Source organism: Cyanobacteria bacterium QS_8_64_29 (assembly GCA_003022125.1).
Classification (GTDB): domain Bacteria; phylum Cyanobacteriota; class Cyanobacteriia; order Cyanobacteriales; family Rubidibacteraceae; genus QS-8-64-29.
The window spans coordinates 21,839-47,150 of sequence record PXQH01000023.1; the positions used below are offsets into that span (position 1 = coordinate 21,839).

Genomic DNA, 25,312 nt, shown 5'->3' on the forward strand with positions numbered 1-25,312 from the left:
CCAAGCAGCTAGCCCTGCAGCTTTTGGCGCAGTTTTTGTCGCAGCTCCGGATCTTGCTGCACTGCCTGGCTGATTTGCTGGAAGCGCTTGGGCTCTAGCCCTGCCTCCTGAATCGCCTGCTTTTGTTGGGCGCGCATTGATTCTTGCATGCTTTTGAGCTTTTGGCGCGCGCGATCGAGCTGCTGTTGCTCCTGTTGCGACAGGGATTGCGAACCATCCTGGCCGCTAGCCGAGCGGTTCAAGTCTTGAAACTGTTTGGGCGTTAGCCCCACTTCCTTGAGCGCTTTCGCCATCTTCTGCTGGCTCTGCGCGCGCTGCTTTCTGAGCGTTTGCACGGCCTTGGCAAACTTGTCTAGCTCTTGCTCGCTGACATCAGTCGCCGCCTGCGTGGCCTTCTGTTGGGGTTGGCTCGGTTGCGTTTGCGGATTGGACCGATCGGGGTTGGCTTGCGTTGGCTGCTGTTGCTCGTTGGGGGCCTGGGAAGAATCCGGCATGCCAGGCAGGCGCTCCTGCAGCGTGCTGCAAGCGCCGAGCGCAAGGGCAGCAGCTGCGGCAGTGCCAACTCGAAGGGCGTGAATGCGGCGGCGTGGCATGGACTAGAGACTCCTGGCGCTCAATAGCGATCGGCATGAGATTGGCGCCGATCCGTTTGAGGTTAACATGGCTGGGCTCGGGCAGGCTGCCGCCTGCCGCGACTGGCGCAGACTGCGATGGAACGATCGCCACTGGCCTGGCAAAACTTACCCTGGCAGGGCTGGCAGGGCGCCCTACTGGTCTTCCCGGTCGTACCTGTTTGGGGCGGTGCCATGCTGCTAGTGGCTGCCACTGCCCTGGGCTGGCAGTATCGCGGCGCGATTGGGGCGCGGCCGCTGAACTGGGGGTGGGCGCTCTGGAGCGTGGGCGTGCTCGCGAGCTGCGCCTTGGCTGCTCGGCCGCTAACGGCCTTGTTGGGAGCGGCCAATTTTCTGCCGTTTGTGGCGCTGTTTGCCATCTTGAGCGCCGTTTTGCAAGTCCCGGCCCAGCTGCGGCGGCTGGCCTGGCTCCTGGCGCTCGGGTCCGTGCCGGTTTTTGGTTTGGGCCTGGGTCAAATGTGGGGCGGTTGGACGACCCCAACGGCCTGGAGCACCCCATGGCTGCTGGGGTGGGACTTGGATGCTGGCGGCGACCCAGTGGGGTGGATGGCCTCGGTGTTTACCAATGCCAACCACCTGGCTGCCTATGCGTTTCCCATTGGGTTGTTGGCCCTGGAGCTGGCGCTAGAGGCCTATCGCGACTGGCGGCGGCATAGCAGCAGCGGGGGCGCCCTCCGGCTGTTGGGGGCGAGTGCCATTGCCCTCGGCAATGGGAGTGCCGTAGTGCTATCCCAATCTGATAGCGCGCTGGCCCTTGCCGTGCTGGGGGGGCTCGCGTTTGCCCTCTACCTGGGCTGGACGCGGCTGGCGATCTGGAGCGCTGGGGCGCTGGTGAGCCTCGCTGGCCTCGTCACCGGTGCCGCCTTGGCGCCGCCGCCGCTGCAGTCCGGGCTGCGCGTGATCGCTCCAGCCTACTGGTGGCAGCGGGTCATGGCGGCGTTCTACCCCGACCGGCCGCCGGCCCGCCTGCGCACGAATCAATGGGCGTTTGCCTGGGAGCGCTGGCTCGATCGCCCCTGGTTGGGCTGGGGGCTGCGCCACTTCTCGCCCCTCTACGAAGCGCAAACCGGTCACTGGCTGGGCCATCCCCACGACTTGGTCTTAATGCTGGCCATGGAGGTAGGGGCGCCCTTGACGCTGCTGCTGCTGGCCCTGGTGGGGGTGGCGATCGTGCGCGCCGTTTGGCTGCTGCGCGCCTGGCCGCTGGCTGCCCCCGTGCCGGGGGCGTTTCAGTGGCACCAAGACCGCCTGCTGCTGTTTGGGTATGGGGTTGCCTTTGGCGGGTGCACCCTATTTAGTGCCTTTGACGTCCCGCTGTTCGATCCGCGCACCAACCTGGTGGGCTGGCTGCTGCTGGCCGGGCTCGCTGGCGTCACGCACCGCTACCGGGCGCTGCTGCGCTGGCGGCCCTAAGTCCGAGGGCACTACTGCTGCTGCGACAGGACTAGCGACAGGTTGTCGGCGTAGCCATCGTTGGAGGTCCCTTCACTGCGAACGCTTTGCACCTGCACCTCAACCTTGCGGGTGCCGCTGGGGACCTGACCGCTTGCCTGGCGGCGCAGCAAGCCCGTTTGTCCGTCTCGGTCGGCAGCCCGGACAGCGTTGAGCCGGGCACAGTCCAGCACTCGACCGTTGCCGTCCATAAAGCGAGCTACAACCGTAGCGCGATCGGCTTGGTCTTTCCAGCCCCCTAAGTAGCCGGCAAGCTCGTACTGCAACTCGCCGGCGTCGATGGCATCGGCCCGGCCCGCCAGATCCACGGTTTGCCTGGCCTCAGAGTTGGCAACGCGGCCGCCGTAGAAAAACCGGTCGCCGTGATCGCTCGGTCCGGGCGCGCTGGCGCTGGGATATTCGCTGTTGCCGTAGGTCTTAGTGCTAAAGCCGCCGCTAGTAACCCAACCGCGTACAGGGCTGCCGAGCGGTCCAGCTTCGGCATTGCCGTTGGCTAGCAAATTGCGACCCAACAGCGAGTCGGCTGCGTCCGCTGCCTCAACGCGAAAGCGAGCGCGATCGCGGACCTCATAGCCCCCGTTCTCTTCCCAATTGAAATAAACGCGCGCTTCGTACTCGCCCGGGGGCAAGCCGTCGAAGGCCATCGTCCCTTGCTTGCGGCCCTCGGTATAGGCCCAGCGCTGCTCGTCGTAGCTGTCATCGGCTGCATCGGCCCGAACGACCGTAATCCAGTCGCTATCGTTGCCGGGCAACCCGAAAAACTGCATGCGGACGGGCTCGCCGGACGCGTAAACGGCCTGAGCGCTGCGTACGGTTGCCGACTGCGCGCTTGGCTGGGCCAGCGAAGGCGGACGCTGCGGGCTGAGGCTGATGGGGCTTGAGGGATGGAATTGAGCAGACTCAGACTGGGAGCGGGCTGCCGCAGTCCCCAACGTTCCCAAAAGCGCGAGCGAGACGACCAGTGGCAAACGGCGCGGCAATGGCATATTGGGAATGGCTCTCAACTCGATACAGCGATTTTACCACCGGTACCAGGCCTAGGCGCGAGAGCGCGGCTTGCCGCCGTTAAGGGGGTAGCGCGCCCGTTTGCGGCTGCCCGAGCGGGCGCGGCGCAGGCGCGGAACCACCCAAAGGGCAGTCAAGTACGCCAGGACGGCGCAGATAGCGCCCACAATGGCACACCCCACAAACAGCGTGCTCAAAAATTGCGCGCCTAGCTGGGTGAGCTCGCGCCAGGACTCGACATCCACCCGCTGGGCGGCGAGCTGCTCGGTGCCCAGCAACCACTGGCCCACTTTGAAGTTGAAGATGTAGATGGGGACATAGGTCAAGGGATTGCTAATCCAAGTCCCTACGGCCGCTGCAATTTTGTTGCCGCGCAGCGGCGTGGCGATGGCTAGCCCAATGAGGGTTTGAGCGCCAAACAGCGGAAACAACCCGGCAAAGACGCCCGCCGCGCACCCCCGCGCGATCGCGGCTGGGGTGCCTTCCATGCGGGCCAAGCGCCGGTAGTAGTAGCGCAGGCGCCGCTGGCAGCGGCGCCGCTTGGGCTGGCGGCGGGGCCTGGTCTGCTCAGCAACGGGCGAACGCTGCATGGCCCTCAAGGGCGTCATTGGCCGCAGGCCGGATTGCTACGCCTGCATTGTAAGGCAACCGTGCCACCCCCATCGGCTAAAATGCGCCTGCACGCAGCCCTGCGAGGGAGTCAAGCAATGCCAGCCACCGTGGCAGAAGGCGGTTATTGGTACTGGCGGGACCAGCCCATTTACTACTGCCAGGCTGGCGATCCGGGAGGAGCACCCCCCTTGTTGCTGGTTCACGGCTTTGGCGCCTCAACCGAACACTGGCGCAAAAACATTGCCGAGCTAAGCGCCGAATTTGAGGTCTGGGCGATTGACTTGCTGGGTTTTGGGCGCTCGGCCAAGCCCCCTTGGCACTACAGTGGCGACCTCTGGCAGGCGCAACTGCGCGACTTTATCAACAGCCGGCTCGAGCGCCCGGCGGTGCTCGTGGGCAACTCGCTGGGCGGCTATGCGGTGCTGCGTGCGGCAGCTCATCACCCCGAAACGGCAGCCGGCGTGGCGCTGCTCAATAACGCCGGTCCGTTTGCCCATAACCTCGAAACGACGCTTCCCACCCAGGCCGATCAGCCCCTAAAGCGGTTTGCGCGCGACTGCGTGCGCTCGCTGCTGCGGCAGCCCTGGGCGAGCTATTTGCTATTTTGCTACCTGCGCCGCCTCGCCCAGATCCGCCGCACCCTCAAGCGGGTTTATTGGGACCCGAGCGCTGTGACGGAGGAACTGGTCGAGGCCATCCGCCGCCCCGCCCACGATCGCGGTGCTTTCCACGTGTTTCGCTCGGTCTTTACCACACCGCCCGGCGATCCGCTGGACGAGCTATTGCCCAAGCTGCAATGTCCGCTGTTGGCGCTCTGGGGCGAGGCCGATCCCTGGATGGATGCGAGCGAGCGCGCGACCAAGTTCCGGCAGCATTGCCCGCCGTTGAGCGAGGCGTTCGTACGGGCCGGTCACTGCCCTCACAATGAAGCGCCCCAACAGGTCGATGCCGAGCTGCGCGCTTGGATGCGCGCGGCAGTTTTGCCGGCCCAGCAGCCGGTGTAATGGCAGCCATAAGCTTTTGTCATTGCCGCAGGCAAGCCAGCAATTGCCGGGAGCTTAATATTTTGTTACAAGGGAGGCAATCGCTGGGATAGTTTGCCAGTTCTATGGTGGGTGGCTTCGCGCAACTTCAAAACCGTCAGGGTGCCGATTGGGGGCAGAACCTGCTCAACTCGGTGGCGACCAAGACGCTGCGCCACCTGTTTTCCCAGTGCGAGGCCATCGACGTTTCGGTGGAGTGCAGCCCCTCCAACAAGCTGCTCCAGGGCAGCATCGACAGCTTCAAAATGAGCGGTCGGGGGCTGGTCATCCGCAAGGTGTTTCGCACCGAGGCCATGTCGTTCGAGACCGATGCCGTCTCGATCGACTTTAGCTCCGCGCTCAAAGGCAAAATTGCCCTCAAGCAGCCCACGCAGGCGATCGCGCAGGTCAAGCTGACCGAGCACGACATCAACCAAGCCTTTCAAGCGCAGCTGGTGCGTAAGCGCCTGGATAACCTAACCGATCCCAACCTGACAGCCCTGTCGGGCGGCCAGCCGGTTTCGTTTACCAACGTGCAAGTTGAGCTGCTGCCGCACAACCGCATCCAGCTTTGGGCCCACGCTGAACTGTCGCAGGGAGAGCCCATTCCCGTTTGCTTGAGCTGCACGCTGAGCGTCGAGCGCCGCCGCCGCATCCGGTTCAAAGACATTCAGTTTGAAGCCGATGGCGTGCCGCAAGCGCAGCAAGCGAGCGCGCAGCAGCTGGTACCGGTGCTGGGCGAGATCCTCAACGATATGGTGGACCTCGATCGCTTCGATTTGGATGGGGTTACCATGCGGCTCAACCGGCTGGAGACCGAGGGCAAAACCATGCTGTTTAGCGGCTACGCCCAAATCGAGCGCGTGCCGCAGTCGGGGTAAGCGCCCTTAGGTTGCAAACGACCCATGCCGCCGGTGCGCCGCACGCTCGCGCTGCCCCAGCTCCGGCTCTCCTACCTGGAGTGGAACCCGGGCGGCGTACCGTTGCTGCTGCTGCACGGCCTGGCAGACTGCGCCGCCGTTTGGTGCTGCCTGGGCGAAGCGCTAGGCGATCGCTACCACGTCGTCGCGCCGGACCTACGCGGCCATGGCGATAGCGACAAGCCGGCCCGCGGCTACGGCTTTGCCGAGCTCATGGGCGATTTGGAGGCCCTGTTTGATGCCTTGGGCTGGTCGGCGGCCGATGCGCTGGGCCACTCCTGGACGGGCAAGCTGCTGCCGCTCTGGGCGCAGCGATCGCCGCACCGGCTGCGCCGGCTCGTGCTGGTCGATCCGTTCTACATCGGGCGGCTGCCCGGCTGGCTCCGCCTGACGTTTCCGCTGCTGTACCGCACGCTGCCGTTTTTGCAAGGCTTGGGGCCCTACGCTAGCTACGAGCGCGCCCAACAACAGGCGCGGCGAATGAAACAATACCGCGGTTGGTCCTGCTGGCAGCAGCAGGCGTTTCGCGCCAGCCTCGAGCGCGGAACCGATGGCTGGTGGCGGCGCAAGTTTGCCCTTGCCGCGCGCGATGAGGCCTTTGCCGAGGTCCTGCAGGTAGCGGGACTGCGCGCGCCACTGCCCCATCCCACCCTCTTGCTGATCCCCGAGCGCGGGCTCAACCGCATGGTGTGGCAGCTCGCCCCCTTGCGGCGCCACGCCGATAAGCTGCAGGTCCGCTCGGTGCCGGGCAACCATTGGGCGTTCCTGGTTGCGCCGGCTGCCTTCGAACAGGCGGTCCGTTCGTTTCTGGAGGGCGGCCGCTAGCGCTGCGCCAGCTCGCCCATGGCCGCCGCCACGGCGCTGGAGACAAACGGCAAGATGCCGCGATCGAGATCGGTACCTTCAGTGAAAGCGACCAGCACGTAGGGCGGGCAGCCGGGCAGCTCGATGTAGGCCGCATCGTGGCGCACGTGCGAAGTCCAGCCGCCTTTGGCGTACAAGCGCGCGCCGGCCGGGAGTCCCTCACCCAAAAAACCGCTAACTTGGTCCTCGCCATCGTGTTGGGTGCGCTCGCTGGGATCGAGGCTGCGGGCCAGCAGCGCGCGCAGGTGCTGCGCCCGCTGGGGTGAGACAGCCATCCCGCTGGCAATGCAGTAGAGCAACCGAGCCGTGGCATCGGTGGTAAGCCGGTTGCGATTCTCGAGGTTGCGACCCACAAAGGTCCGCTCGCGGCCGTAGGGGCCATCGGACCAGGTTTTTTGGTTGAGGTTGGTGCCTGCTAGCGCCGGCCAACCGAATGAGCCAAAGTAGCGGTTGATGCGGTTGCGCTGCCACTGCCACTGCTCGAAGGCCTCGGGCGGCAGGTCGGGGCCGCTGGTGGTATCGGTGAGCAGATCCACCAGCAGGCTGGTGGCATCGTTGCTGGAAGGCCCCAGAGCATCTCGAAGTGCGCGCTCGAGCTCGGCTGAGGGGGCGAGCCGATCCTGCTGCAACCACTGCTGGATGGCGGTGGCGTAGAACAGCTTGATGAGGCTGGCCGGGTAGATGGGCTCGCGCCCGCGGTGGCTGAAGCTGCGCAAGGGCGGATCGCCATCCGCAATCAGCCAACTCAGGGCCAGGCGATCGGCGGTGAGGCTAGCGAACTCGGCCCGCGCGCGAGCAATGATGTCGGTACCCAAGGGCACGAGCGCGGCATCGCGGCGAAAAAACGGCATGGCTTAGGCTCAAAAACTCCCTGCCGGCGGCGTTGGCGTTTACGATTTGGGCTGGATGCATCCGCTCGATGGCCGTTGCCCCATCACCTGCCCGCCAGCCAAGCGCCCCCGGCCAGTACCGAGCCAGATGGGGATGCTCGGGAGAGCAAGCTCGTGTCGGTGGTCGTTCCCATCTACAACGAATGCCAGAGCTTGGGCTCGCTGTGCGAGCGGATTGCCGCTGCTCTGAGCTCGTGGCGCTACGAGATCGTCTGCGTTGACGACGGCTCGGCAGATGGCTCGGCAGCGCTGCTCAAGCAGCTAGCCCGCGAGCGGGGGGACCTGCGCGCCATTCTACTGCGACGCAACTACGGGCAGAGCGCGGCACTGGCAGCCGGGTTTCGCTACGCGCGCGGCGGTGCCGTTGTCTCGCTCGATGCGGATTTGCAAAACGACCCTGCCGACATCCCGCAGTTGGTGCGCAAGCTGGCCGATGGCTACGATTTGGTCAGCGGCTGGCGCCAGAACCGCCAGGACGCCGCGATTGCGCGCTTGCTGCCCTCCAAGGTGGCCAACTGGCTCATCGGGCAAGTCACGCGCGTGCAATTGCACGATTACGGCTGCTCGCTCAAGGCCTACCGCGCCGATCTGGTCGCTGATTTGAACCTCTACGGCGAGCTGCACCGCTTCCTACCGGCGCTGGCCTTTATTGAGGGCGCCCGCATTGCCGAGCTGCCGGTGCACCACCACCCGCGCCGCCACGGCCGCAGCAAGTACGGCCTGGGGCGCACCTTCCGCGTGCTGATGGATTTGCTGACGGTCTGGTTCATGCAGCAATTTTTGACGCGCCCCATGCACGTTTTTGGCTTGCTGGGACTTCTCTCCATGACAGCCGGCGTCGCGGTGGGGAGCTATCTGACTTACGTCAAGTACGCGCTGGGGCAGGACATCGGCGATCGCCCGCTGCTGTTGCTGGTAGCCATCCTGCTGCTGGCCGGCGTGCAGCTGTTCTGTTTCGGCCTGCTGGCCGAGCTGCTGATGCGGACCTACCACGAGTCCCAGGACCGGCCGATCTATCGGGTTAGGGAAGTCGTAGAGCGCCAATCTGTTAAGAATGGTTAAGTAGCCATCGCTGAATGGGGCGCTCCCCAACCGTGCAACCTGCGGCCAACAGCCTCCGCGAGCTTCAACCGGCACAACTCAAAAACCTGCTGTTTCTGTTCGTTGCCGGCCTCTCGTTTTGGATCGGCCTGACGGCAATGCTGCCCACGCTCCCGGCCTACATCAGCGATGTGGGCGGGAGCAAGCAGCAGGTGGGGCTGGTCATGGGCAGCTTTGCAGCCGGGTTGCTGCTGTTTCGGCCCTGGCTGGGCCGGCTGGCGGATCGGCGCAGTCGCAAGCTGGCTGTCGCCATTGGGACGGCGGTGGGGGGCGTGGCGCCGCTGGGGTATTGGGCCGTTGACTCGATTCCGCTATTAGTGGCGATCCGTGGCTTCCACGGCATCAGCATTGCTGCATTTACCACTGGCTACAGCACCCTGGTGGTCGATTGGTCCCCACCCGATAAAAAAGGCGAGCTCATCGGCTACATGAGCCTGGTGGTCCCCATCGGCATGGCGATCGGCACGGCGGGCGGCGGTTACTTGCAAGCGCAGGTGGGCTACGGCCCCTTATTCGGCCTAGCAGGTGCTATTGGCCTGGTGGGATTCGCGCTCTCCAGCCAAGTGGCCGATGCCCCGAGTTGCGATCGCGGCGGTGCCGGCGGCTCGCAGAGGTTCTGGCAGCTGCTGGCCAGCCCGCGGCTGCGGGTGCCGACGGCGGTACTGTTTCTCATGGGGCTGGTGTTTGGGGCCATTGCCAGCTTCCTGCCGCTTTTCATCCGAGATTTGGGCGTTGCGCTCAACCCGGGGCTGTACTACACCATCGTGGCGCTGGCGAGCTTTATCGTCCGGACCTTTGCCGGGCGCGCCTCCGATCGCTACGGGCGCGGCGCCTTCATAACCGGGAGCCTGCTCTGCTACGCCACAGCCATGGTGCTGCTGGCGGGCGCGCGCACGCCCGCTGACTTTATCCTGGCCGCGCTGGTGCAGGGGGTGGGAGCTGGAACGCTGCTCCCCATGTCGATTGCGCTCATGGCGGATCGCTCGGCAGCCAACGAGCGCGGTCGCGTCTATTCCATCTGCGTGGGCGGCTTCGATTTAGGCATCGCCCTGGCCAGCCCGTTTGTGGGCGTCCTGGCGCAAGCGCTAGGCTATCGCGGCTTGTTTGCGCTGGCCGCTGGCTTGGTCGCAGTGGCGCTGCTGGTGTTCGTTACGCGCGCCAACCGCAATCTGGCACACTCGTTGCGGTTTGCCACCGGCCGCAGCCGGGACGCCTACGCCCTAGAGCAAACGCAGTGAAAGCGGGCTTGGGAGGATTCGAACCCCCGACACCGTGGTCCGTAGCCACGTGCTCTGTCCCCTGAGCTACAAGCCCTGGCAATCTGCCGGCTTCCTACGCTATCACAGGCCCACATCATGGAACAATCGCGCTCCGATGAGGCGCTCTCGCACCTGAATGCCAGCGGCGAGGCGCAGATGGTGGATGTCTCGCGCAAGCCCGAGCAGGCGCGCCAGGCCGTTGCGGCCGGTTGCGTCCGGATGCGAGCGGCCACGCTCGAGGCGATCGCGGCAGGCAACGCGCCCAAAGGCGATGTCCTGGCAACGGCCCGGCTAGCGGGCATCATGGCCGCCAAACAAACCGATCGGCTCATTCCGCTCTGCCACTCGCTGCCGCTGCATCACGTCGAGGTAACCCTGACAGCCGATCCGCAGCTGCCGGGCTACCACATCCAGGCCAGCGCGAGCACCCAAGCGGCCACGGGCGTGGAAATGGAAGCCCTGACGGCCGTTTCGGTGGCAGCCCTGACGCTCTACGACATGGCCAAAGCCCTAGAGCAAACCATGGAGATCGGCTCGGTGCGCTTGCTGCACAAAACGGGAGGCCGCTCCCAGAGCGCGCGCGAGGGGGAGTGACGCCTTACAATTGAATTGACAAGCGATTGCGAGGAGCTGCCTTGCCACCGCGCTGGTCGCGCCCGCCCACTCGCACCGACCCCGATTACCGACGCTTGGCCGATCGCATCAACTGGGTCGTTCACTTGGGCGCGTTCGCTGCAACCAACTCGGGGCTGTGGTTCTTTCACAACCTGCAGCAGGCCCACTGGGCTTGGGCACCGTGGCTCACCGGCGGGTGGGGCTTGGCCGTACTCGCGCATGCAGTCTATGCCTTCGCGCTTGCCGAGCGCGCTCGGAGCTCCCATGGCCGATTCTGAAACCACGCAAGCCATCGAGGCCCTGGCAGCCGAAATTGGCGAAGCGGCCTACATCGATGTTGCCAACTGGCACCTCTACCTATCGGACGCGCGCCTGCATCGGCCGCTAGCCGAGCAGCTCTATCCGGTGCTGGAGCAGCAGGCCATTAGCGAACGCGACGTGCAAGCTGCGCTGCGCCAGGTCACCGTCCGACTGGGGGGCGGCCAGCGAGAACTCTCCCTAGCAGAGCTAATTCCTCCGCAAAGTCAAACCGATCTGGTGGAGCAGCTCGAAGACTACCAGCGCCGGCTGTAGCCGCTACTCGGCTGTGTCGGTTCCGCCCGCTGACATTCTCATCCTCTCCAATGGGCCGGGCGAGATTGCGACGTGGGTGCGGCCGGTGATGGAGTGCCTGCGGCAGCGCCTAGGCGATCGCGCCCGCCTGTCGCTGGTGCTGGCCCCTTGCCGCAACGCCACCGGCACTGAGGCGCAGATGGCGCGCCAGTTACTGCCGCTCGATCGGGTGCAGGGGCCGCAGCACTTTTGGCCATTTCTGCTCTGGGGGCGTACCGCTGAGGGATGGGACTGGCGCGATCGCGGCGTCGTACTGTTTTTAGGCGGCGACCAGTTCTTTCCGCTGCCCATTGGCAAGCGCTTGGGCTATCCCACTGTCGTTTATGGGGAATGGGAAACCCGCTGGCTGCGCTGGCACGACCGCTTTGGCGTCCCGCGCCCCGAGGTTGCCGCGCGCGCGCCACGCCACCATCGCGCCAAAATCGCGGTCGTGGGCGATTTGATGGCTGATGTCAGCGCGGGGGCCGGCCCGCCGGCACCACCGAGCCAGCCGCTAGTGGGGCTGCTACCCGGATCGAAACCCGCCAAACTCGCGCAGGGGCTGCCGCTGATGTTGGCCAGCGCCGAGGCCATTCAGGCTCAATGCCCGCAGGCCCGGTTCGCTCTCCCCGTGGCGCCCACGCTGGACCCGGCGGCGCTGGCGCGCTTTGGCGATCCCGCGCGCAATCCCCTGGTTTCGCGCGTTGGGGGCACCAGCGCCACGCTGGAGCGCGCGGGCGACGAACTAATCCTCACCACCGCGCGCGGCACGACGGTGGCCCTATGGACTCACTTTCCCGCCCACCCGCAACTGGCGCATTGCACGTTCTGCCTGACCACGGTTGGGGCCAATACGGCCGAGTTGGGCGCGCTGGGCGTGCCAGCCATTGTCTTGTTGCCCACGCAGCAGCTGGATGCCATGCGCGCCTGGGATGGCGTGCCGGGCTTGCTAGCCAACTTGCCGGGGGTGGGCGCGCCGCTGGCCAAGCTCATCAACGCCTGGGTCTTGCGGCAAAAGCGCGCTTTTGCCTGGCCCAATATTTGGACGGGAGAAACCGTCATGCCTGAGTTAGTCGGGCAGCTTACCCCCGAGCGCGTGGCAGCGCTGGCGCTGGCTTGGTTGCAGCAATCGGAGGAGCTGGCCCAAAGGCGCCAGCGCCTGCAGCAAGCGTGCGGTCAGCCCGGGGCGGCCGAGCGCCTGGCCGATCTCGCCATTGCCGCGATCGCGCGCTAGGCATCGGAGCGGTAAGACTGGCGGCCCAGCTCGTAAATGCCGCATGCCGCGCAGGCCAGCAGGCTGACCGCTACCGACCAACGCGCGCCCAAGGTATGCGCGATGCCCCAGTTGCAGAGCGCGCCTGCCAGCAAAAAGGGAACGATGCTCAAAACCGAGGCACCCAAGGCATGGGGAGCAGCCGGTTCCGAGCGGCGCAGCGCGCATTCGATGGGCCCAAGCCGCCGCTCGAGCCATACAGTCAGCCGCTCGCGCGGGGATTCGCCACCTAAATAAAGGGCAAACGACCAGAGGCAGGCAGCGGCAAGGGCCGTTGTATCGATGGGGAGCGCAAGCATGGCTGGACCCAGCAAGTGGCTTGCCTGCAAGCTTAACAATTTGTAACAGCAAGGCGCGAGCGCTTGTCTTGACGCTATGGAGAGCGAGGCTAAAATCGCGCCGGTGCGAGGAAGGGAACGGCAGCATGCGCGAGGTTATCCGCTACGGACTGGCCGCTTGGGCTGCATTGGCTGCAGCGGCCTCGACTGCGCCGCCAGCTGCGGCATCAGTTTGGCAGGAGGCCTCATTTCCAATTGAGGCCTTTCAGGGCTATACCTCCCCTTACGGCTATCGCAACGCCCCCAATGGGGCCAGTGGCGGCGGCGGCCGAGACTTCCACCACGGGCTAGACATGGCCGCGCCCCAAGGCAGCTACGTCCGCAACTGGTGGGCCGGCCGCGTGGTCAAGGTGGCCGAGCGCCCCGCTTGCGGCACCATGGCGATCGTGCGCTCGGGGGACTGGAAGCACATCTACTGCCACCTGCAAGGCAGCGTCGAGCACGATCACAACGGCGCTTACTACCGCACGCGCGGCATCCGGCTGCGGCAAGGGCAGACCGTACCCACCGGCGCCCGCATTGCCCGCGTCGGCACAACCGGCAACACCACGGGTCCCCACCTGCATTGGGGGCTCAAGTATCAGGGGCAGTTCGTCAATCCGGCGCGCGTGCTGCGCAAGATGGAAGCTGCTGGCGCAGGCTAGCGCGACGGGGCGAGCTGCTTTTGGCGCGCCGGTAGCTGGGTGTAAGCCGCTACAATCTGGCGGAAGCGCTCGCCGTCGATGGTTTCTTCGTAGATCAAAATATCGACTAAGTCGTCCACGAGCTGCCGGTTTTCGCGGATCAGGCGGCGCGCTTTGTCGTAGCAGTGGGTAGCGATCGCGCGCACTTGCCGATCAATTTGGGCAGCCACCTCTTCCGAGTACTCGGACCCGTTGCCCCAGTTGCCCCCCAAAAAGACGGGGACACTTTCACTCTCAAAGGCTTGCGGTCCCAGATCGGACATGCCGTAGCGCGTCACCATCTCGCGCGCCAGGTTGGCGACCGCGCGCAAGTCGTTGCTGGCGCCGCTGGTTGCCTCGGCCTCGCCAAACACTTCTTCCTCAATCGCTCGACCGCCTAACGCGATCGTTACTTGGTCGAGCAGCCATGCGCGGCTGTAGAGGCCGCTATCGATCACATCTTCATCGGGAGTGGCTTGGGAGAAGCCGCCGACGCCGCCCGAGCGCGGGATGATGGTGACTTTGTTGAGCGGATCGGCATGCTCCAGCAGCGTCATCAGCAGGGCATGGCCCACTTCGTGGTAGGCGATCAGGCGCTTTTTCTTGCTGTTGAGCAGCGGATTGAGTGTCATGCCGATGGTGATGCGATCGATGGCATCATCAATATCGCGCATCGAGATGGCATCCTTTTGGCGCCGTCCGGTGAGGATGGCAGCTTCGTTGAGCAAGTTGGCCAAATCCGCGCCGGAAAAGCCGGGCGTTCGGCGGGCGACGTTGGCTAGCGATACCTCGGGAGCCAGTTTTTTATCGCGCGCGTGGACCTCCAGAATGCCCAGGCGTCCGGCGTAGCTAGGCAGATCGATGGTGACTTGACGGTCGAAGCGTCCCGGGCGCAGCAGCGCCCCATCCAGCACGTCGGGCCGGTTGGTGGCAGCGATCACCACCACGCCGGTGTTGGCTTCAAAGCCATCCATTTCGGTGAGCAGCTGGTTGAGCGTCTGCTCGCGCTCGTCGTTGCCGCCCCCAATGCCGCTACCGCGCTGGCGCCCGACGGCGTCGATTTCGTCCACAAACACCAGGCAGGGGGCATTTTCCTTGGCCTTTTTGAACAAATCGCGCACGCGGGAGGCCCCCACGCCGACAAACATCTCGACGAACTCCGATCCCGAGATGCTAAAAAACGGCGTGCCAGCTTCGCCGGCGACTGCCTTGGCCAGCAGGGTTTTGCCCGTTCCGGGCGCTCCCACCAACAGCGCCCCTTTGGGGATTTGCGCGCCCACTGCCGTAAACCGCTCGGTTTCTTTGAGAAAGCTCACCAGCTCCTGCAGCTCTTCTTTAGCTTCCTCAATGCCGGCGACATCGTCAAAGCTCACCCCGGTTTGGGGTTCCATGTGAAACCGGGCCTTGGTTTTGCCAAAGCTCATGGCCTGGCCCGAGGACTTGCTGGAGCGGCGCACGAACCACACCAGCCCGCCGATCAAAATGGCAAACAGCAGCAGGTTGATGGCTAGCCCAATGGCCAGCGAGTTATCCGAGCCGTTTTTGACGGCAATGGCGACATCCTGCTTTTGCAGCCGGGTAATGAGATCCTGATTGTCCTGGAAAAGCCGAACTTGACGGGGCTCGGCCCGACCGCTCAGCTTGACTTGGGCCGTTTGGTCGTTTTTGTTGAGGGTGACCTTTTCCACATTGCCCTGCTCGAGCTGCTGGAGCAGGTCCCCGTAGTTGAACTGGTTGCGCTTGTCTTGGGCTTGGGTGGCGCTGGCACTGCCGAGCAGAACGGCAGGAATGGCGGCGAGGCCCGCCGCTAGCGACAGCCAGCGTTGCTTGCGCGGCCGGGTGGGGAGCAATCCTGTCATGACCCTAGAATGGGGGATCGCGTGGGCAACTAAGGAACGCTATGCGCCTTAGCTCCCAGTCTAACGCCGCCATTGCCGGGCTATTTTTGCTGCTCTTGCTCCTGGCTGCGGCGCTGTCGCGCCTCTTGCAGCGCGCTCCCTGCTTGCTGGATGACGCCGCGCACGATCAGCCCGATCCCGCGCCCCAGAATTTGGGTCAGCACGTAAACCGCACCGCCGCCGATAAAGCTGGCGATCACGCGCACCCGCGGCGCTAGCGCATCGCGGATCTCCCAGGCCAGGGTTACGCCCCAGCGAATGCCGCGCAGCTGGGCTAGCTCGGCCTGGCGCCGGCCGTAAATCTCGACCGTTTGGATGCCGTTGGGCCCAAAGGCCAGCAGGCGATACTTGCTCTCGAATATGGCGCGCGGCTCGGACAGGTAGTAGTCCTGGCGGTACTGCCAGGAGAGGCTGTTGCGGAAACGCCCGATCGCGCGCGAGGACCAAAACTCGCGCCGGTAGAGCGCTTTGACGACCGCATCCGTCTCGGAGAAGGTATTGGCAATGGCGTGCATGACGCCGTTGCCAACCTGGATGGTGAGATTCTGCAGCAGCAGCTCGGCCCGCTGCTGTGGTGTGGGCGGGGTTTGCGAGGCATCGACCCGCTCGAAGGTCGGCGGCTGCTCGAACAGCAGGTAGGCAAACAGCTCGCTCACCAGCGGGAGGCGCTCCAGAATGTCGCGCTCGACGCGAGCCGCATTTTGCAGGATCAGATCGAAGCTGGGCGGATCGCCGGTAGGCGTGCGGTTGGGATGGTATTTGCCGAAAAAATGCAGCAGCGAATTTTGCCACAGCTCGCGCAGCAGCCGCGATTGCGCCTCGGGCAGCTGCTCGGGGGCCAGCTCCAGAAAGCGCAGCTCCGCTAGCTGGGCTTCCAGGCGCTTGAGGATCGTATAGAGCAGTTCCCGCCGCCGCTCCGGGGTTAGCAGCTCGATCTCGAGCGGGCGATCGGTGGCATTGGCCGTGCTGGCGCGGACGCGCTCGAGCGTTGCAGCAATGGCAATTTGGGCTGCATCTTGAGGCTCGGTGTCCCCCGTTGAGGGACGCTCGCCGGACTGCAAGGCCGGCCTAGGCGGCTCGGGGGTCGCGCCGCCTGTCCCGAGCGGCAGCAGCTGGCCGATCAGCCAGCGGGCCGCGAGCAACTCGCGCTGCACGCCCTGCCAAAACAACCAGTCCGGCAGGCGCAAGCGCGGGTCGCTCAGGCGAAGCCGAACGCCAGCCAGCTCGGCATCGATCTGGCGCACTCCCGAGCGGCGCTGTCGGTAGAGCCAGTTGGCCGAGGGGGTTGGGCCCTCTAGCTGGGCCTGCGACCAAGACGGACGGCCGGCTGCCACTTCCCGCATGGCGGCTGCCAGCGTTGCGGCCGAGCTTCCCTTACGGCAGTAGCCTTCAATGCCGCAGGCTTGCGCCGCTGCCAGCCACCTCGGTTCAGCGATCGCGCTCAACAGCAGAACGGGAATGCGCGGGAAGTCGCGCTTGAGCTGCCGGCAGCGCTGCAGGCTGGCGTCTGCTGCCTCTGTCGGGTCGCCCGAGTGAGGCTCCAGCACGACCAGATCGGGCGGTGCCGTCCCTGCCGGCGGTTGCAGATAATCCCACGCCGCTGCCAGCGATTCGAGCTGCGCGACGATGGCAATGCCACTATCGTCCTCCAGTACCGAGGCGAGCCCCCACCGAAAGACCTGATCGGCATCGACCGTTACAATGCGGAGGGGGCGATCACCAGCGGATGTCACAACCTAAGCGCCCGTTGCGCGCAGCGCGATCGCGTTAAGCCTAACTGACGGCCCAGGCGCATTCCAAGCGGCCTTACTCGCCGGAGGAGGCGCTTTGAGCGCGAACGACCGGTGGCAGCGGGCCGCCGCCGGCTTGGGTGGGCCGTTCGGCTTTGTAGCGGCCGTAAAAATCGATGCGGTAATCGGAGATTTCGATGCCCGTTTGGGCCTCGATTTGGCGGATTAGCTCCGGCGGGAGTTCGACGTGGATGTCCACGATTTGATCGGTATCCAGGCAGTTGATGTGGCTGTGCGCCTCGCTGATGTTGCCGTAGAGGCGGCCGTCGCAGTGCTCGACGCACTCGATAATGCCGTGGCTGGAGAGCGCCTCGAGGTTTTGATAAACCGAGGTGTGGCCGATCTCTTTGCCCTGATAGTTGAGGCGATCGTAAATTTCGCGGGCCGATAGGTGCTTGTCTGCTTCCCAAAGCAGCTCCAGAATGGAGCGCCGCTGGCGGCTCAGGCGCATGCCGCGCTTCTGGCACTGCTGCAGGGCATCTTCTAGCGAGCGGATGGGCGCTTCGCGGCGCTCGCTCTCATTAGCCTGCTGCTGGCGGTTGCTTTGACTCATGGGCCCTAATGCTTGCCTTGGGCAGAAATGGTGCGTTGCGCTCTGCCGCTAGCAACCGCAGTCCAAGCTGCCCCGATTGCAACCGGCTCGGCTTTTAACATTATTCATACTCATTACCAGTTTAGCTTGCATGCCTTGCAAGCAGCGACCGCCTATCGGCGTGCAGGTGCGGCGAAGGCTGCCACTGCCCAGACTTAGCATATGCCAGGATCGATGAGCGCGTTGTCCCCTTGAGCTAGCGCTGGAGCTGCTGCCGGCAGCCAAGACGGTGCCATGCAGCTAGGAGCATTACTGCAAGCCTTAGGGCCTGCGGCCAGCTACTATCCCGCCTTGGCGCGCGCCACAGGGGGAGCGACCGCCGCCATTTTCTATACCATCCTGTTGCAGTGGCAGGCCCGCCAGGGTGGGGGTGGGGTGAGCTGCACGCCAGCCGAGCTCGAAGCCGCAACCGGTCTAAATGCCGACGAGCAGCAACTTGCGCGGGCGCTGCTCGAGGCCCGCTCGCTGCTGCAAGCGCGTTCGCAGCAAGGTCAGAGCTGCACGTTTTATCCCGAAACGGCGCCCCTAGCCGAGCGGTTGGATGCGCCGGCGGCGGATGGTGCTGCCGGTCCCCCTGAGCGAGCTCCCGCCGCACCTGCTGACCCGCACTTCCCGGTCCGCCGCCCGACGGCTGGCGTTCCCGTTAGCCCGGACTATCGCTTCCAGGGGCCGTGGCAGTCCGAGCAACAGTTGCAGGCATTCCAGCGCGCGCTGCTCGAGTATGCCAAGCAGCAGGGCATGCGCAACCCCTCGGCTTGGGCCTTTAAGGTGATCGATGGGCTGACCAAAGGCATCCACTCGCCGTTTTGGGACGAGTTTGCGGCCGGGCGCCCGCTGGGCGAGTCGCAACAGGTCCAGCGCGAGTGGGAAGTGGCGCCGGGGGTGCCCTATCCCGCTTTTGAGGAGGAGCGCATTCAGTACTACCGCCACAAGGGCGAACCGCTGGAAGCTGCTGTTGCCAAGGCGCGCGCCGACCTGCGGGACCCGGTTTTGGGGCAAGATTTGTGGGATGGCTTTTTGCGCAAGTGCGATCGCCTGGCGGATGAGGCGATCACGGCCCGCGAAGCCGGCGTCTCGCACCCGGCCCTGCCCTCGTCCTTTACCGAGCGGCGCCAGGTCACCAAAGAAAGCGTCATGGAAAAGCTTGCCCGCGCAGGTTCTCCGGCAGCTAGCCTCACCGCCGAAACCAGCAGCGAAGGTGGCGGCGAGGACACCGCTCAGGCGTCCCAGCGCGGGACCGATGGCGGCAGCGATACCCCTGCCGATGAGGCCGAGGTTCCCAGCTTGGAGGCATTGCGCCGCGCCTACCGAACCCCCATGGGCCGCGAGTACGTCGAGCGGCAAATTGCGGCCCATCCCGAGTGGGGGTATGCCATTGAAGGCGGCGAAGTGGTCGATCGCTACCCGTTTTGAGCCATGGAGCAGCTCGGTCAGTTCTCAGCTTGGGATCCCGGGCGCCGCGCCCCCTCAAAAGCAGAGCGGGCTGCCTGGCAGCGCGAGCGGCAGCGGCGCGAGGTCGAAGCCGGCTACCGCCAGCTTGCCGAGCTGTGCCGCTTGGGCGAGACGGCAGCTGCCCGGCGCCTAGCCCAGCGCAATCCGCACTGGGGCTACGCCATCGCCGATGGCGAGGTCATCGCGGCAAGCGAGGCGCCCTATTAAGCCAACACTTGCTCGCCCACGGCTTCGTACTTTTTCCAAGCCAGGCGGGCGCGTGCTCCAGTGTAGTCGCGAACGGCAACCCCGCGCTCGGCGGCCCGCTCGTAGGCCACCAGTAGCGGAATCTCGACCGAAAACAGCGGCACGTTGCGCGCCTCCAGCTGCGCGCGGGCTTCGCGCCCGCTTCGGGTGCGCGGATCGACTTTGGTCAGCAAGACCCGAAAAGCCACCCCTAGCGGTTCCAGTAGCTCCAGGGTTTTGAAGGTGGCATCCATATCCAGCGAGTTGGGCGTGGTGGGCAGGACCGTCAGGTCGCTGCCTTGGGCCAGATCTTTAAGGTCGTCGGGCTCGGGCCGCGGTTGCGTGTCAATGACGATGTGGTTGTACTTGCGGATGACAGCATGGGAGCCGGCCTCAGAGGCCACGCGAAACGGGAGCTTTTCCTCTTTAGCCCACACCAGCGCCGAGCGGTTGCGATCGGCATCGACCAGTAGCGTTGGGGCTTGCTGCTGCAGGTAAGTTGCCAGGTGAATGGCGGTAGTAGTTTTGCCGACGCCGCCTTTGAGTGCCGTAACGGTTACGAACATACGGGAGCCTCGAGAATGTCAGGTAGGAACGAGTCGGCTGCAAATCGAGAGGCATTCTAATGACGGCAACGGTTTCTCTCAATGCAACCCAGATCCGCAACCTCGATCTAGCCCCGATTCGCGAGGTTGTGGACGAGCCGCTTCGGCGCGGTGCCATTGCCGATCTCGAGCAGCAGCTCAGCTTTGACATTGACTTCCCGCGCGAGCAAACCGATCCGCGCGAGCTCTCCGAGGTCCCCGAAGTCCGGCTGTGGTTCGTCAGCCTCGATGCCCGCTATCCGTGGTTGCCGTTTGCGCTGGATTGGCGCTCGGGCGAGCTGGCGCGCTACGCCGCCATGCTAGTGCCGCATCAGTTCAGCCGCTCGGAGGGCATCCAGTACAACCCCGAGGCCCTGGAGATCTTTGTCATGCGCAAGATCTTCGTGCTGACCGACTGGCTGGGCGCGCAGGGCCTATCCAGCACCTCGCGCGTCAAGTCCATGGCGCAGATGTTAGGCTACGAGCTCGACGATACGTTTTTCGATCTGGCGGCGCAGTCCTAGCAGCTCGGGAGCGGCTGCCCGCTAGCGATCGCGGCTAGGGAAATGACGGTCGCGGCTGCAAGGCGAGTGGCTGACCCCAGCCTTGCCAGGCACAATCCCAACCCCATCGCTACAATGGCGGGCACGCTGCTACAGCGCCGAGACTTGTTGGGCTGTTGGAACCGCTGCCGTTGGAACCGCGCTAGAAGGCGCCGGTATCTCGACTGCCCGCGTCGCGATCGCGCATCGGATGCCGGCAAGCGAGGACAGTTCGGCACTGGGGCGGGCGAGCCAGGCAACCCAGCTCCCGCCTCCACCTGCAGTTTTTTATCGATCAACCCCCCTAACTGACCCTAGATATGACCGCAAACGCAAAAGACACCCAGAGCGCAGGCCGGTGCCCGGTGATGCACGGCGCTCGCACGCAGTTGGATGGCGATGGCATGGGGCTCCGCGACTGGTGGCCCCACCAGCTCAACCTCGCGATCCTCCACCAGCACTCTGCCTTGTCCAATCCCTTGGACGAAGGATTCAACTACAGGGAGGCATTCCAACAGCTCGATCTGCAAGCCCTCAAGCAGGATCTCTTTGCCCTGATGCGGGATTCCCAGGACTGGTGGCCGGCCGACTACGGCCACTACGGCCCGCTTTTCATTCGCATGGCCTGGCATGCCGCGGGTACCTACCGCATCGGTGATGGCCGCGGCGGCGGTGGCAGGGGGGCGCAGCGCTTTGCCCCCATCAATGGCTGGCCGGATAACGGCAACCTCGACAAGGCGCGCCGGCTGCTTTGGCCGATCAAGCAAAAGTACGGCCACCGCATTTCCTGGGCCGATCTGATCCTGCTAGCCGGCAACTGCGCCATGGAGGACATGGGCCTGAGGACCTTCGGCTTTGCCGGCGGCCGCGAAGACATCTGGGAATCCGAGGACGACACCTACTGGGGCCCCGAGCAGGAGTGGCTCGCTGACGAGCGCTACAGCGGCGATCGCGAGCTCGAGCAGCCTCTCGCCAACGTGCAGATGGGGCTCATCTACGTCAATCCGGAAGGGCCCAACGGCAAGCCGGACCCGGAGGCCGCTGCCCACGACATTCGCGAGACCTTTGGGCGCATGGCCATGAACGACTACGAGGCCGTCGCGCTCATTGCCGGCGGGCACACCTTCGGCAAGTGCCACGGTGCGGTCGACCCCCAGCACGTCGGCCCGGAACCCGAGGCAGCGCCGCTCCAGGAACAGGGGCTGGGCTGGCACAACAGCTACGGCACGGGCAAAGGCGAGCACGCCATGACCAGCGGTATTGAAGGGGCTTGGACGCCCGAGCCCACACGCTGGGACAACGGCTACTTCGACATGCTCTTTAACTACGAGTGGGAGCTGACCGCGAGTCCGGCCGGGGCCTATCAGTGGCGGCCGAAAAACGTCGCGGAGCAGGACAAGGTGCCCGATGCCCACGATCCGTCGAAGCGGCACGCGCCCATGATGCTCACGACCGATATTTCGCTGAAGGTGGATCCGAGCTACCGCGAGATCTCGCAGCGGTTCCACCAGAACCCGGGCGAGCTCGAGGACGCGTTCGCGCGCGCGTGGTTCAAGCTGCTCCACCGGGACATGGGGCCCAAATCGCGCTATCTGGGGCCCGAAGTCCCCCAGGAGGACCTGATCTGGCAGGACCTGGTTCCTGCCGTCGACCACGCGCTCATCGGCGCGCAAGACATCGCCTCGCTCAAGGCGCAGATCCTCGGCTCCGGCCTGTCGATCGCGGAGCTAGTGGCCACGGCCTGGGCCTCGGCCTCAACCTTCCGCGGCTCCGACAAGCGCGGCGGCGCCAACGGCGCGCGCATCCGGCTCGCACCGCAGAAAGATTGGGAGGTCAATCAGCCCCAACAGCTGGCGAAGGTGGTCGAGACCCTGGAGAACATCCAAAAAGCCTTCAACGGCGCGCAGTCTGGCAACAAGCGGGTCTCGCTCGCCGACACAATTGTCCTTGGCGGCAACGCTGCTGTGGAGCAGGCCGCCAAGAAGGCCGGGTATGACATTGAGGTGCCCTTCTATCCGGGACGCACCGACGCCTCGCAGGAATGGACTGACGAAGAAGCCTTCCAGGTGCTCGAGCCGGTCGCTGATGGGTTCCGCAACTACCTCAAGACGCGCTTTACCGTGCCCGCCGAACGGATGCTGCTCGACCGGGCGCAGTTACTGACGCTGACTGCCCCCGAGATGACCGTGCTCGTCGGCGGCATGCGCATGCTGAATGCCAACTTCGAGCAATCCCAGCACGGTGTTTTCACGGATCGCCCGGAGACGCTCAGCAATGACTTCTTTGTCAACCTGCTCGATATGGACACGAAGTGGGAACCCACCTCAGAAGCGGAAGAGCAGTTCGAGCTCCGCGATCGCCAAACCAACGCGCTGAAGTGGACCGCCACCCAGGTTGACCTCATCTTCGGCTCCAACACCCAGCTGCGCGCCATCTCGGAGGTCTACGCCCAGGACGACGCGCAGGAGAAGTTCGTACGCGACTTTGCCTCGGCCTGGAACAAGGTCATGAATGCGGACCGCTTTGACCTTGCGTAAGGGCCTGCAGGCCCAGCTGCGCTTGCAGCTCGGGTCTGGTGCGGCTCCGCGCTACAGTCGAGCCCGTGCCAGTTTGACGTGCTAGGCTGCCAATATGGCAAGCGAAGCACGACTCATGGGAACGTCTGCGCAAGCGGAATATGCGGGAATCCTCGAGAGCTTTGGCCGCTCGGCCGACTCGGGGGTGCAGTCGGTTCTAGACGTGCATCGGCTGCTTTTGGCGGGAATTGAGGGCACGGCAATCCGCCGGTTCGCGGCTTACTACAATCTCTCTAATGATGACCTGACGCAGTAAAGTCACTCCTGGGCATTCCGGTGGTAAATTTAGACGGTATAACAGCCACGGTATCAATAGCACAAAATAGCGAACTTAATAGATCCGAAACAGCAGAACAAGTTTTTATGGGGAGTTATGATAAAATGATTGATTCTAAGAGTGAAATATTGCAATACAAGAAACAAGTTAACAAGAAAAACAATAGGATCGAAACATCTGTGAATCCTAACGAGCGAATACTCGTTACAGTTACTTTGTCTAAACCTTTATCGGAAAAAGCAGTTCAAAAATTATCAGAAAAATCTAGTTTAGAGATAAAACAAGCAAAATCTATAGCAAAAACACGTGGATCGTGAACAGATAGGTAGAGTTGTCTCTGAGAGCTTTAACTCCCAGTTCGAGAGAGTCCCAGAGTTTTGGCCAACAAGCTAGCTCCGTTCACATGTGGTCTACGACTGCTATAGATTAAAGGAAAGCGATGGCGAGAGAAGTACACTTGGTTCACAGCCAAGATCGAAAGATGACTTATTAAGTGACATGGCTGTCGAACATTTAACTAAAATGGAGGATCGTGTTTATGTGGGAATTATAGAGTTAGTTGGAAACATGCCAGCCAATAAAATACAGCCCTTGAGTAGCAGTAAGTTAACGTTTCTAGTAGATCCTTCTGCAGATAATTATTTTACTAGCAGCAATCCCGAAAACGATCAGGTTCCAGGATTTTATTGGAGCTTAGAAAGCTATAATATGCTTCCCAAAGCTAATGCTTCGCAATCGTAAGTAAGCGTTTTGGTTTCCCGTTTTGCGGTCATTCTGCGCCCGCTTTTCATAGAGCTGCGTGCGAACATCGCGCGTAGTGGCCAGGCAAAGGTATTCCTTAAAACGGCTGAAAGTACGCTCAATGCGATTGCGCTGCTAGTAGCTGCTTGGCTTGAACAGTCCACTCAGGGACTCGTTGCGCTATTACAGGGTAGTCAGGCGGATAGCTGCTGCCGATGAGCTTGGAAGGCCTGCTTCGGAGATTGCACTGAATTGACGAATGCCTCCGTTGGCTCCTCCTCGGGAGACTGACTAGCGAGCAGTTGAAGTGCCGCCGCCGTCAGCGCTCCCGAGCGGGAAGTGCCATGCCGGTTAGCGTAAGCATCAATTCGTTCCAGCACTCGTTCGGGAATGGTGACGTTAACGCGCCGCACCTGACCGGAGAGTTTCGAGAGGTCAACCTCAACTAGCGCCCACGTGCCACCTGCTAGCTCAGGGTTGCGAGCATGTTGCTCGATAGACCCGCTAGTCGGGAAGTCCTCGCCATCGAGCAGGAGGCCTTCAACATGGCACTCGATGGCCTCAACCGCACTCTGGAGGGCCTCGTCCGTAGTGCTGCCGGCTGAGAAGCAGCCGGGCAGATCGGTGACGGTAACCCCGTAGGTTGCTTGCGAGTCGGCATGAATGACGATTGGGAAATGCATTAGGAAAGCCTCATCGACGAGGGGTCCATGACCAACCGGCTTGGCGGAAGATGCTTTTGAGCGTTTAGATGAGGAGCACTATCGTTCGTCGTGTTGCTGACTTCCGGCGAAATCGTTAATTTTGACCTCTCCTTCAGGGAAGCGAGCAACTAAGTCGAGTTCACCGCCCATCGCCTCGATGATGGAGCGCAGATGAGAAACACTAACATCATCCCGCTGTTCTGTTCTAGCAATAGCTGGTTGCTTGACCGATAGCCTTTCGCCTAGCTGTGACTGGGTCATTTGGAGGGCTTCTCTCAGCTCGCTTAGCGCCATTTCGGTTCTTAAGCGAGCTTTTTTGTCCTCAACAATATCTTTCTGGCTTTTGGTGAACTTTTGGGTCAGGTCATGGAATTTTTTGTGTCCGCTCATATCAGCCCCTCTTGCCTTATCTCCTCCAGATATAGCAAAAACACGTGGATCGTGAACAGATAAGTGGGCTTGTCTCTGAGGGCTTCAATCCCCAGTTTGAGAGAGTCCCAGAGTTTTGCCCAACAAGCTAGCCCCGTTCACGTGTGGTCTACGACTGCTATAGATTTCGTACAGTCTCTCCGCTAGTGGCACAAGTCGTTCGTGAAATCTTTTGTCCCCAGTTTTGTCTCCACCCATAAAAGAATAGCGACCCGTCCCCCACTGTCAGGATATATAGCAAGATCACCTGAATCGTGAACAGGAGG

At 63.5% G+C, this 25,312-nt stretch carries 27 protein-coding genes and 1 tRNA gene; 16 read left to right on the forward strand and 12 right to left on the reverse strand.

The window, feature by feature from the left end; translation table 11 throughout:
- Nucleotides 1–8: 8 nt before the first annotated feature.
- The gene (locus BRC58_04635) at nt 9–593 is read right to left on the reverse strand and encodes a hypothetical protein (GenBank protein PSP18052.1); all 585 of its coding nucleotides are present in this window, start codon (nt 591–593) and stop codon (nt 9–11) included.
- Between the two features lie 117 nt (nt 594–710).
- On the opposite strand from BRC58_04635, the gene BRC58_04640 reads away from it, so the two are divergent.
- Nucleotides 711–2,045, forward strand: a complete 1,335-nt coding sequence (locus BRC58_04640; protein ID PSP18053.1) for a polymerase — start codon at nt 711–713, stop codon at nt 2,043–2,045.
- Nucleotides 2,046–2,056: 11 nt separating this feature from the next.
- On the opposite strand, the gene BRC58_04645 is transcribed toward BRC58_04640, so the two are convergent.
- Together BRC58_04645 and BRC58_04650 are read right to left on the reverse strand one after the other, a co-directional pair.
- Nucleotides 2,057–2,851: a hypothetical protein gene (locus BRC58_04645; GenBank protein PSP18054.1), complete on the reverse strand. Its 795-nt coding sequence runs from the start codon at nt 2,849–2,851 to the stop codon at nt 2,057–2,059.
- A 270-nt stretch (nt 2,852–3,121) separates the two neighbouring features.
- Entirely contained in the window at nt 3,122–3,697 is a 576-nt protein-coding gene (locus BRC58_04650; protein PSP18055.1) for a DUF2062 domain-containing protein, read from the reverse strand.
- Nucleotides 3,698–3,760: 63 nt separating this feature from the next.
- Between BRC58_04650 and BRC58_04655 the strand changes: the two genes are divergently transcribed.
- The 3 genes from BRC58_04655 to BRC58_04665 all read left to right on the forward strand — a co-directional run bounded on the left by BRC58_04655 (nt 3,761) and on the right by BRC58_04665 (nt 6,468).
- Entirely contained in the window at nt 3,761–4,705 is a 945-nt protein-coding gene (locus BRC58_04655; GenBank protein PSP18056.1) for an alpha/beta hydrolase, read from the forward strand.
- Between the two features lie 104 nt (nt 4,706–4,809).
- Complete coding sequence (locus BRC58_04660; protein PSP18057.1) at nt 4,810–5,604, forward strand: DUF2993 domain-containing protein; 795 nt, start codon at nt 4,810–4,812, stop codon at nt 5,602–5,604.
- 24 nt (nt 5,605–5,628) lie between these two features.
- Nucleotides 5,629–6,468, forward strand: a complete 840-nt coding sequence (locus BRC58_04665; protein PSP18058.1) for an alpha/beta hydrolase — start codon at nt 5,629–5,631, stop codon at nt 6,466–6,468.
- Here the strand turns inward: BRC58_04665 and BRC58_04670 are convergent.
- On the reverse strand, nt 6,465–7,358 hold the full coding sequence (locus BRC58_04670) for a serine hydrolase (protein ID PSP18059.1): 894 nt from the start codon (nt 7,356–7,358) through the stop codon (nt 6,465–6,467). The two genes, BRC58_04665 and BRC58_04670, sit on opposite strands and share 4 nt — an antisense overlap.
- 87 nt (nt 7,359–7,445) lie before the next feature.
- Between BRC58_04670 and BRC58_04675 the strand changes: the two genes are divergently transcribed.
- Both BRC58_04675 and BRC58_04680 read left to right on the forward strand, forming a co-directional pair.
- Nucleotides 7,446–8,459 (forward strand): glycosyltransferase, encoded by a 1,014-nt coding sequence (locus BRC58_04675; GenBank protein ID PSP18079.1) that lies wholly within the window; start codon nt 7,446–7,448, stop codon nt 8,457–8,459.
- A gap of 14 nt (nt 8,460–8,473) precedes the next feature.
- Complete coding sequence (locus tag BRC58_04680) at nt 8,474–9,736, forward strand: MFS transporter (protein ID PSP18060.1); 1,263 nt, start codon at nt 8,474–8,476, stop codon at nt 9,734–9,736.
- Between the two features lie 3 nt (nt 9,737–9,739).
- Here the strand turns inward: BRC58_04680 and BRC58_04685 are convergent.
- Nucleotides 9,740–9,812: transfer RNA gene (locus BRC58_04685), tRNA-Arg, on the reverse strand.
- Between the two features lie 41 nt (nt 9,813–9,853).
- On the opposite strand from BRC58_04685, the gene moaC reads away from it, so the two are divergent.
- Genes moaC through BRC58_04705 form a run of 4 tightly spaced genes read left to right on the forward strand, consistent with a single transcriptional unit; the run spans nt 9,854 to nt 12,197 of the window.
- Nucleotides 9,854–10,351: a cyclic pyranopterin monophosphate synthase MoaC gene (gene moaC / locus BRC58_04690; GenBank protein ID PSP18061.1), complete on the forward strand. Its 498-nt coding sequence runs from the start codon at nt 9,854–9,856 to the stop codon at nt 10,349–10,351.
- 41 nt (nt 10,352–10,392) lie between these two features.
- Nucleotides 10,393–10,650: a hypothetical protein gene (locus BRC58_04695; GenBank protein ID PSP18062.1), complete on the forward strand. Its 258-nt coding sequence runs from the start codon at nt 10,393–10,395 to the stop codon at nt 10,648–10,650.
- Nucleotides 10,637–10,945 carry a thylakoid-associated protein gene (locus tag BRC58_04700; protein ID PSP18063.1) on the forward strand — a complete coding sequence of 103 codons (309 nt, stop codon included), beginning with the start codon at nt 10,637–10,639 and terminating at the stop codon, nt 10,943–10,945. The genes BRC58_04695 and BRC58_04700 overlap by 14 nt, the downstream gene beginning before the upstream one ends.
- A 13-nt stretch (nt 10,946–10,958) precedes the next feature.
- Nucleotides 10,959–12,197 (forward strand): lipid-A-disaccharide synthase, encoded by a 1,239-nt coding sequence (locus BRC58_04705; GenBank protein PSP18064.1) that lies wholly within the window; start codon nt 10,959–10,961, stop codon nt 12,195–12,197.
- Here the strand turns inward: BRC58_04705 and BRC58_04710 are convergent.
- Nucleotides 12,194–12,535, reverse strand: a complete 342-nt coding sequence (locus BRC58_04710; protein PSP18065.1) for a hypothetical protein — start codon at nt 12,533–12,535, stop codon at nt 12,194–12,196. The two genes, BRC58_04705 and BRC58_04710, sit on opposite strands and share 4 nt — an antisense overlap.
- Before the next feature lie 125 nt (nt 12,536–12,660).
- Between BRC58_04710 and BRC58_04715 the strand changes: the two genes are divergently transcribed.
- On the forward strand, nt 12,661–13,218 hold the full coding sequence (locus BRC58_04715; GenBank protein ID PSP18066.1) for a M23 family peptidase: 558 nt from the start codon (nt 12,661–12,663) through the stop codon (nt 13,216–13,218).
- Here BRC58_04715 and BRC58_04720 read toward each other — a convergent pair.
- The 3 genes from BRC58_04720 to BRC58_04730 all read right to left on the reverse strand — a co-directional run bounded on the left by BRC58_04720 (nt 13,215) and on the right by BRC58_04730 (nt 17,477).
- Entirely contained in the window at nt 13,215–15,095 is a 1,881-nt protein-coding gene (locus BRC58_04720) for a cell division protein FtsH (protein ID PSP18067.1), read from the reverse strand. The genes BRC58_04715 and BRC58_04720 overlap by 4 nt on opposite strands.
- A gap of 80 nt (nt 15,096–15,175) precedes the next feature.
- Nucleotides 15,176–16,867: a DUF3685 domain-containing protein gene (locus BRC58_04725; protein ID PSP18068.1), complete on the reverse strand. Its 1,692-nt coding sequence runs from the start codon at nt 16,865–16,867 to the stop codon at nt 15,176–15,178.
- A 73-nt stretch (nt 16,868–16,940) separates the two neighbouring features.
- Nucleotides 16,941–17,477: a transcriptional repressor gene (locus tag BRC58_04730; protein PSP18069.1), complete on the reverse strand. Its 537-nt coding sequence runs from the start codon at nt 17,475–17,477 to the stop codon at nt 16,941–16,943.
- Nucleotides 17,478–17,750: 273 nt separating this feature from the next.
- On the opposite strand from BRC58_04730, the gene BRC58_04735 reads away from it, so the two are divergent.
- Together BRC58_04735 and BRC58_04740 are read left to right on the forward strand one after the other, a co-directional pair.
- Nucleotides 17,751–18,929, forward strand: a complete 1,179-nt coding sequence (locus BRC58_04735) for a hypothetical protein (GenBank protein ID PSP18070.1) — start codon at nt 17,751–17,753, stop codon at nt 18,927–18,929.
- Between the two features lie 3 nt (nt 18,930–18,932).
- Nucleotides 18,933–19,175 carry a hypothetical protein gene (locus BRC58_04740; GenBank protein PSP18071.1) on the forward strand — a complete coding sequence of 81 codons (243 nt, stop codon included), beginning with the start codon at nt 18,933–18,935 and terminating at the stop codon, nt 19,173–19,175.
- On the opposite strand, the gene BRC58_04745 is transcribed toward BRC58_04740, so the two are convergent.
- Nucleotides 19,172–19,759, reverse strand: a complete 588-nt coding sequence (locus BRC58_04745) for a chromosome partitioning protein ParA (protein PSP18072.1) — start codon at nt 19,757–19,759, stop codon at nt 19,172–19,174. The genes BRC58_04740 and BRC58_04745 overlap by 4 nt on opposite strands.
- A gap of 59 nt (nt 19,760–19,818) precedes the next feature.
- Here BRC58_04745 and BRC58_04750 point away from each other — a divergent pair, with 59 nt between their 5' ends.
- The 3 genes from BRC58_04750 (at nt 19,819) to BRC58_04760 (ending at nt 23,151) form a co-directional block, all read left to right on the forward strand.
- Nucleotides 19,819–20,301, forward strand: coding sequence for a DUF1817 domain-containing protein (locus BRC58_04750; GenBank protein ID PSP18073.1), 483 nt, complete (start codon nt 19,819–19,821; stop codon nt 20,299–20,301).
- Between the two features lie 338 nt (nt 20,302–20,639).
- Nucleotides 20,640–22,856, forward strand: coding sequence for a catalase/peroxidase HPI (katG, locus tag BRC58_04755; GenBank protein PSP18074.1), 2,217 nt, complete (start codon nt 20,640–20,642; stop codon nt 22,854–22,856).
- A 115-nt stretch (nt 22,857–22,971) separates the two neighbouring features.
- Complete coding sequence (locus BRC58_04760; GenBank protein PSP18075.1) at nt 22,972–23,151, forward strand: hypothetical protein; 180 nt, start codon at nt 22,972–22,974, stop codon at nt 23,149–23,151.
- Nucleotides 23,152–24,107: 956 nt separating this feature from the next.
- Here the strand turns inward: BRC58_04760 and BRC58_04765 are convergent.
- Both BRC58_04765 and BRC58_04770 read right to left on the reverse strand, forming a co-directional pair.
- A complete protein-coding gene (locus tag BRC58_04765) occupies nt 24,108–24,596 on the reverse strand; it encodes a hypothetical protein (protein PSP18076.1) in 489 nt (162 codons plus the stop codon).
- A gap of 78 nt (nt 24,597–24,674) precedes the next feature.
- Complete coding sequence (locus tag BRC58_04770; GenBank protein ID PSP18077.1) at nt 24,675–25,007, reverse strand: transcriptional regulator; 333 nt, start codon at nt 25,005–25,007, stop codon at nt 24,675–24,677.
- Nucleotides 25,008–25,312: the final 305 nt, after the last annotated feature.